6 protein-coding genes are annotated in these 6,547 nt (G+C 67.9%); 3 read left to right on the forward strand and 3 right to left on the reverse strand.

What is annotated here, in order from left to right:
• From AC1D12_RS20870 to scpA, 3 genes are all read right to left on the reverse strand, one after another.
• On the reverse strand, nt 1–1,487 hold a 1,487-nt coding region (locus tag AC1D12_RS20870), incomplete at its 3' end, for an acyl-CoA carboxylase subunit beta (RefSeq protein ID WP_477842589.1).
• A 6-nt stretch (nt 1,488–1,493) separates the two neighbouring features.
• On the reverse strand, nt 1,494–2,510 hold the full coding sequence (gene meaB, locus AC1D12_RS20875) for a methylmalonyl Co-A mutase-associated GTPase MeaB (RefSeq protein ID WP_477842591.1): 1,017 nt from the start codon (nt 2,508–2,510) through the stop codon (nt 1,494–1,496).
• Between the two features lie 115 nt (nt 2,511–2,625).
• Complete coding sequence (gene scpA / locus AC1D12_RS20880; protein ID WP_477842593.1) at nt 2,626–4,800, reverse strand: methylmalonyl-CoA mutase; 2,175 nt, start codon at nt 4,798–4,800, stop codon at nt 2,626–2,628.
• 57 nt (nt 4,801–4,857) lie between these two features.
• Here scpA and AC1D12_RS20885 point away from each other — a divergent pair, with 57 nt between their 5' ends.
• The 3 genes from AC1D12_RS20885 to AC1D12_RS20895 all read left to right on the forward strand — a co-directional run.
• Entirely contained in the window at nt 4,858–5,538 is a 681-nt protein-coding gene (locus AC1D12_RS20885) for a GntR family transcriptional regulator (RefSeq protein WP_477842595.1), read from the forward strand.
• Between the two features lie 38 nt (nt 5,539–5,576).
• Nucleotides 5,577–6,083, forward strand: a complete 507-nt coding sequence (locus tag AC1D12_RS20890) for a dihydrofolate reductase (RefSeq protein ID WP_477826573.1) — start codon at nt 5,577–5,579, stop codon at nt 6,081–6,083.
• Nucleotides 6,084–6,101: 18 nt separating this feature from the next.
• Nucleotides 6,102–6,547 (forward strand): DUF4337 domain-containing protein (locus AC1D12_RS20895; RefSeq protein WP_477842597.1); only part of this gene is annotated, 446 nt, incomplete at its 3' end.

The raw sequence follows: 6,547 nt of genomic DNA on the forward strand, positions 1-6,547 counted from the left end.
TTGTTGCGCAGCATCACGAGCGATCGGCAGATGCGCCGCCGCGTCTCGTGCGGCTGGATCACGTCGTCGATGAAGCCGCGCGCGCCGGCCACGAACGGGTTCGCGAACTTGGCCTTGTATTCGGCCTCGCGCGCCGCGAGCCGGGCCGGATCGCCTTTCTCGTCGCGGAAGATGATCTCGACCGCGCCCTTCGCCCCCATCACCGCGATCTCGGCGTTCGGCCACGCGAAGTTCACATCCCCGCGCAGGTGCTTGGAGCTCATCACGTCGTAGGCGCCGCCGTACGCCTTGCGCGTGATCACCGTGATCTTCGGCACCGTGCACTCGGCGTACGCATACAGCAGCTTCGCACCATGCTTGATGATGCCGCCGTACTCCTGGCTGGTGCCCGGCATGAAGCCCGGCACGTCGACGAAGGTCACCACCGGGATGTTGAACGCATCGCAGAAGCGCACGAAGCGCGCCGCCTTGATGCTGCTCTTGATGTCCAGGCATCCGGCCAGCACCAGCGGCTGGTTCGCGACGACGCCCACCGTCTGCCCCTCCATGCGGCAGAAGCCGATGATGATGTTCTTCGCGTACTCGGGCTGCAGCTCGAAGAAGTCGCCGTCGTCGGCGGTCTTCACGATCAGCTCCTTCATGTCGTAGGGCTTGTTCGGGTTGTCGGGCACCAGCGTGTCGAGCGACAGGTCGATGCGCTCGGCCGGATCGTTGCTCGGCCGCACCGGCGCCTTCTCGCGGTTGTTCAGCGGCAGGTAGTTGTAGAGCCGGCGCAGCATCGCGAGGGCGTCGACGTCGTTCTCGAACGCCAGGTCGGCCACGCCGCTGCGACTGGTGTGGGTGGCCGCGCCGCCCAGCTCCTCGGCGGTCACCTCTTCATGCGTCACGGTCTTCACGACCTCGGGGCCGGTGACGAACATGTACGAGCTGTCCTTCACCATGAAGATGAAATCGGTCATCGCCGGCGAGTAGACCGCGCCGCCTGCGCACGGGCCCATGATCATGCTGATCTGCGGCACCACGCCCGAGGCCATCACGTTGCGCTGGAACACCTCGGCATAACCGCCGAGCGAGGCGACGCCTTCCTGGATGCGCGCGCCGCCGGAGTCGTTGAGCCCGATCACCGGCGCGCCGACCTTCATCGCCTGGTCCATCACCTTGCAGATCTTCTCGGCATGCGCTTCGCTGAGCGCGCCGCCGAACACCGTGAAGTCCTGGCTGAACACGAACACCAGGCGGCCGTTGATCATGCCGTAGCCGGTGACGACGCCGTCGCCGGGCACCTTGTTGTCGGCCATGCCGAAGTCGTGGCAGCGGTGCTCGACGAACATGTCCCATTCTTCGAAGGTGCCTTCGTCGAGCAGCAGTTCGATGCGTTCGCGGGCCGTCAGCTTGCCCTTGCCGTGCTGGGCGGCGATGCGTTTCTCGCCGCCGCCCAGGCGGGCGAGCGCGCGCTTGGCTTCGAGTTGTTCGAGGATGTCGTGCATGTCAGCTCACTCCGGGATGGAAGACGGGGACGAGAAGAAAAGGCGCAGCAGCGTGTGCGCGGCCGATGACGGGGCGACGCGCGCGGCGGCGACGTCCTGCGTGATGCCGGCCAGCGCCGCGTGCACGCGGGGGTGGTGCTTGAAGTCGGCGTGCAGCCGCGCGTGGATCAGGTCCCACATCCAGGCCTGGGCCTGGCGCTCGCGGCGGCGTTCGAACTCGCCGCTCGCGCGGCGTTCGTCGGCGAACTGCCGAACGCGCTGCCAGAACTCGGTGATGCCCTGCGACTTGAGCGCGCTGATCTGCATCACGCGTGCGGGCGGAACCTGGTCGGGCCGGCCGTGGAAACTGAAGACGCGCAGCGCGCTGGTGATCTGGGCTTCGGCGCGGGTCGCGGCCACCGGATCGATATCGGCCTTGTTGATGACGACGAGGTCGGCGAGCTCCATCACGCCTTTCTTGATGGCCTGCAGGTCGTCGCCGGCATTGGGCAGCTGCAGCAGCACGAACATGTCGGTCATGCTGGCGACCGCGGTCTCGCTCTGGCCGACGCCGACGRTCTCGACCAGCACCACGTCGTGGCCGGCGGCCTCGCAGACCAGCATCGCCTCGCGGGTCTTCTCGGCCACGCCGCCGAGCGTGCCCGATGACGGGCTCGGGCGGATGTAGGCGGCGTCGTGGACGGACAACTGCTCCATGCGCGTCTTGTCGCCGAGGATGGAGCCGCCGGAGACGGTGGACGACGGGTCGACCGTCAGCACCGCGACGCGGTGGCCCTGCGCGATCAGGTGCAGGCCGAAGGCCTCGATGAAGGTCGACTTGCCGACACCGGGGACGCCCGAGATGCCCAGGCGCAGCGCGCGGCCGGTGTGCGGCAGCAGGGCGTTCAGCAGCGCGTCGGCGCGCAGACGGTGGTCGGGGCGGGTGGATTCGAGCAGGGTGATGGACTTGGCGAGCGAGCGCCGCCGTGCCTGCGGATCGCGTCCAACCAAGGCTTCACACAACGCGTCGTCTCCGGCGTTCATCACAAGCCGATGGAATGCCGAAACGAGGACCGAGCGGCCGCCRCGGAACCGGCTTTGCCGGRCCGCYKGCGSCGCCCCCTTGAGGGGGAGGCGCCGAAGGCGCTTCGGGGGTGGGTCATCCAACAGCCTTGCGGATCTGCTCCAGCACATCCTTCGCACTCGCCGGGATCGGCGTGCCCGGCCCGTAGATGCCCTTCACGCCGGCCTCGTACAGGAAGTCGTAGTCCTGCCGCGGGATCACGCCGCCGACGAACACGATGATGTCGTCGGCACCCTGTGCCTTCAGCGACGCGATGATCGCCGGCACCAGCGTCTTGTGACCCGCCGCCAGCGTGCTCACGCCCACCGCATGCACGTCGTTCTCGATCGCTTGGCGCGCGCACTCCTCGGCGGTCTGGAACAGCGGCCCCATGTCGACGTCGAAGCCCAGGTCGGCGAACGCCGTCGCCACCACCTTCGCGCCACGGTCGTGCCCGTCCTGCCCGAGCTTGGCGATCATCACGCGCGGGCGCCGGCCCTGCGCCTGCGCGAACTCGGCGATCTCCTGCTGGAGCTTCGCCCACCCTTCGGCACTGTCGTAAGCGGCTGCATACACACCGGTCACCTTTTGCGTATCGGCGCGATGGCGCCCCCACACCTTCTCGAGCGCATCGCTCACCTCGCCCAYCGTCGCGCGGGCCCGGATCGCATCGATGGTCAACGCGAGCAGGTTGCCCTCGCCGCCGGCCGCACAGGCCACCAGGGCCGCCAGTGTGCGCTCGACCGCCGCCGCATCGCGCGCCGCGCGCACCTGCTTCAGCCGCTTCAGCTGGTTCTCGCGCACCGCATGGTTGTCGATGTCGAGGATGTCGATCGGGTCTTCCTGCTTCAGCTTGTACTTGTTGACGCCGACGATCACGTCCTTGCCCGAATCGATGCGCGCCTGCTTCTCGGCCGCGCTCGCCTCGATCTTCAGCTTGGCCCAGCCGCTGTCGACGGCCTTCACCATGCCGCCCATCGCGTCCACTTCCTCGATCAGCGCCCAGGCCGCATCGGCCATGTCCTGCGTCAGCTTCTCCATCATGTAGCTGCCGGCCCACGGGTCGACCACGCTGGTGATGTGCGTCTCTTCCTGGATGATCAGCTGCGTGTTGCGCGCGATGCGGGCGCTGAAATCGGTGGGCAGCGCGATGGCTTCATCGAGCGCGTTGGTGTGCAGGCTCTGCGTGCCGCCGAACACCGCCGCCATCGCCTCGACCGTCGTGCGCACCACGTTGTTGTACGGGTCCTGCTCGGTCAGGCTCCAGCCCGAGGTCTGGCAGTGCGTGCGCAGCATCAGGCTCTTCGGGTTCTTCGCGCCGAAGCCGCTCATGATCCGCCACCACAGCAGCCGCGCGGCGCGCATCTTCGCGACTTCCAGGTAGAAGTTCATCCCGACCGCCCAGAAGAAGCTGAGCCGCCCGGCGAACTCGTCGACGTCCAGCCCCTTGGCCAGCGCCGTCTTCACGTACTCCTTGCCGTCGGCCAGCGTGAAGGCGAGCTCCAGCGCCTGGTTCGCGCCCGCTTCCTGCATGTGGTAGCCGCTGATGCTGATCGAGTTGAACTTCGGCATCTGCTTCGCGGTGTACGCGATGATGTCGCCGATCACCCGCATGCTCGGCTCGGGCGGGAAGATGTAGGTGTTGCGGACCATGAACTCCTTGAGGATGTCGTTCTGGATGGTMCCGCTCAGCTGGTCCTGCGGCACGCCCTGCTCCTCGGCCGCCACCACGTAGCCGGCCAGTACCGGCAGCACCGCGCCGTTCATCGTCATCGACACCGACACCTTGTCGAGCGGGATGCCGTCGAACAGGATCTTCATGTCCTCGACGCTGTCGATCGCGACGCCCGCCTTGCCGACGTCGCCGGTCACGCGCGGGTGGTCGCTGTCATAGCCGCGGTGCGTGGCCAGGTCGAACGCGACGCTGACACCCTGCGCGCCGGCATCGAGCGCCTTGCGGTAGAACGCGTTCGAGGCTTCGGCGGTGGAGAAGCCGGCGTACTGGCGGATGGTCCACGGCCGCACCGCGTACATCGTCGCCTGCGGGCCGCGCACGAACGGCGCGAAGCCGGGCAGCGTGTCGGTGTACGGCAGGCCGCGGGTGTCGGCCGCGGTGTACAGCGGCTTCACGCGGATGCCCTCGGGCGTCACCCAGTCGAGCGCGTCGACACGCCCGCCGGGCGCGGATTTCGCGGCGGCCTTCTGCCATGCGGGCAGCGCCTCGGAAGTCAGCAACGCATCCTTGTCATCCGTTTTTTTCTGGTCCGACATGAGCCCGCTCCGCTGGACGACCCGGCAGGCGTCATCCATAATTCAAAATTGAATTATATGTCCAAGGTTTCCACCGTCCCCGCTGGTAAATCGCCGGCCGCCGCCCGGCTGCCGGCCACCCAGGCGCTCTACGTGCAGGTCGCCGAGCGGCTGCGTGCGCGCATCATGGCCCACACGCTGGCGCCCGGCAGCTGGATCGACGAGCAAGCCCTGACCGCCGAGTACGGCATCAGCCGCACCCCGCTGCGCGAGGCGCTGAAGGTGCTGGCCGCCGAAGGGCTGGTGACGATGAAGCTGCGCCGCGGCGCCTACGTCACCGAGGTGTCCGAGCGCGACCTGGCCGAGGTCTTCCACCTGCTGGCGCTGCTCGAGAGCGATGCCGCTGCGGCGGCCGCCACGCGGGCCACCGACGCGCAGCTGGCCGAGTTGCAGGCGCTGCACCAGGCGTTGGAAGACAGCGTGGCCGACCGCGATGCGTTCTTCCGCGCCAACGAGCAGTTCCACATGCGGCTGCTGGAGATCGCCGACAACCGCTGGCGCCACCAGCTGGTCACCGACCTGCGCAAGGTGATGAAGCTGAACCGGCACMACTCGCTGTTCAAGCAGGGGCGGCTCGATGCGTCGCTGAAGGAGCACCGCAGGATCATGGCCGCGCTGAAGGCGCGCGACGGCACCAAGGTGCAGCTGCTGATGCAGCAGCACCTGACGAATGGACGGGACGCCGCGATGCCGGCCTGACACGAAACCCGGTGCGGCGCGCGGCGACAATCGTGCCCATGACACGCTCCCGACCACTGATCAGCCTGATCGCCGCCGTCGCCCGGCACGGCGCGATCGGCAAGGGCAACGCCCTGCTCTGCCACATCTCCGAGGACCTGAAGTTCTTCAAGCGCACCACGCTCGGCGCGCCGGTGCTGATGGGCCGCAAGACCTGGGATTCGATCGGCCGCCCGCTGCCGGGCCGCCGCAACATCGTGATCACGCGCCAGCCAGGCTGGCAGGCCACCGGCGCCGAGCGCGCCGGCTCGCTGGCCGAGGCGATCGCGCTGGCCGGCGACGTGCCGAAGGCCTTCGTGATCGGCGGCGCCCAGATCTACCGCGAGGCGCTGCCGCTGGTCGACGAGCTGGTGCTGACCGAGCTCGATGCCGAGTTCGACGCCGACACGTTCTTCCCCGACTGGGACCGCGCGCAGTTCGACGCGGACCCCGGCGACTTCCAGACCAGCCCGGATGGCATCCGCTACCGCTGGGTCACGTACTCACGCAAACAACCGCAACTTTGACGACACGAGGAGGATGACATGTCCGAACACGGTTTCCACGTCCACGGCCCGCACGACCACGAACTGGAGCATGCGGCCCAGCACAACCCCGACGGCCACGCCGGCCAGCTGGCGGTGATCACCGCGATCCTCGCGACGCTCGGTGCGATCTTCTCGTACATGGGCGGCGCGACGCAGGCCAACGCGGGGCTCTACAAGAACGACGCGGCGATCAAGAAGACCGAGGCGTCGAACCAGTGGAACTACTACCAGGCCAAGAGCAGCAAGCAGAACCTGGCCGAGCTGGCGGTCGAACTGGCGCCCGAGGGCCGGCGCGCGTTCTACACCGAGGAGATCAAGCGCTACAAGACCGAGAAGGCCGAGATCATGACGGCGGCCAAGAAGCTGGAAGATGAATCGACCGCCTTCGACAAGCGCAGCGAGGAGCAGATGCACCAGCACCACCGCTGGGCACAGGCCACCAC

The organism is Rhizobacter sp. P1_G5, from assembly GCF_056405435.1.

Excerpts from the sequence above, each read along its gene's own strand:
- AC1D12_RS20890 (WP_477826573.1), top strand. The coding sequence starts at position 5,577 with ATGACACGCTCCCGACCACTGATCAGCCTGATCGCCGCCGTCGCCCGG.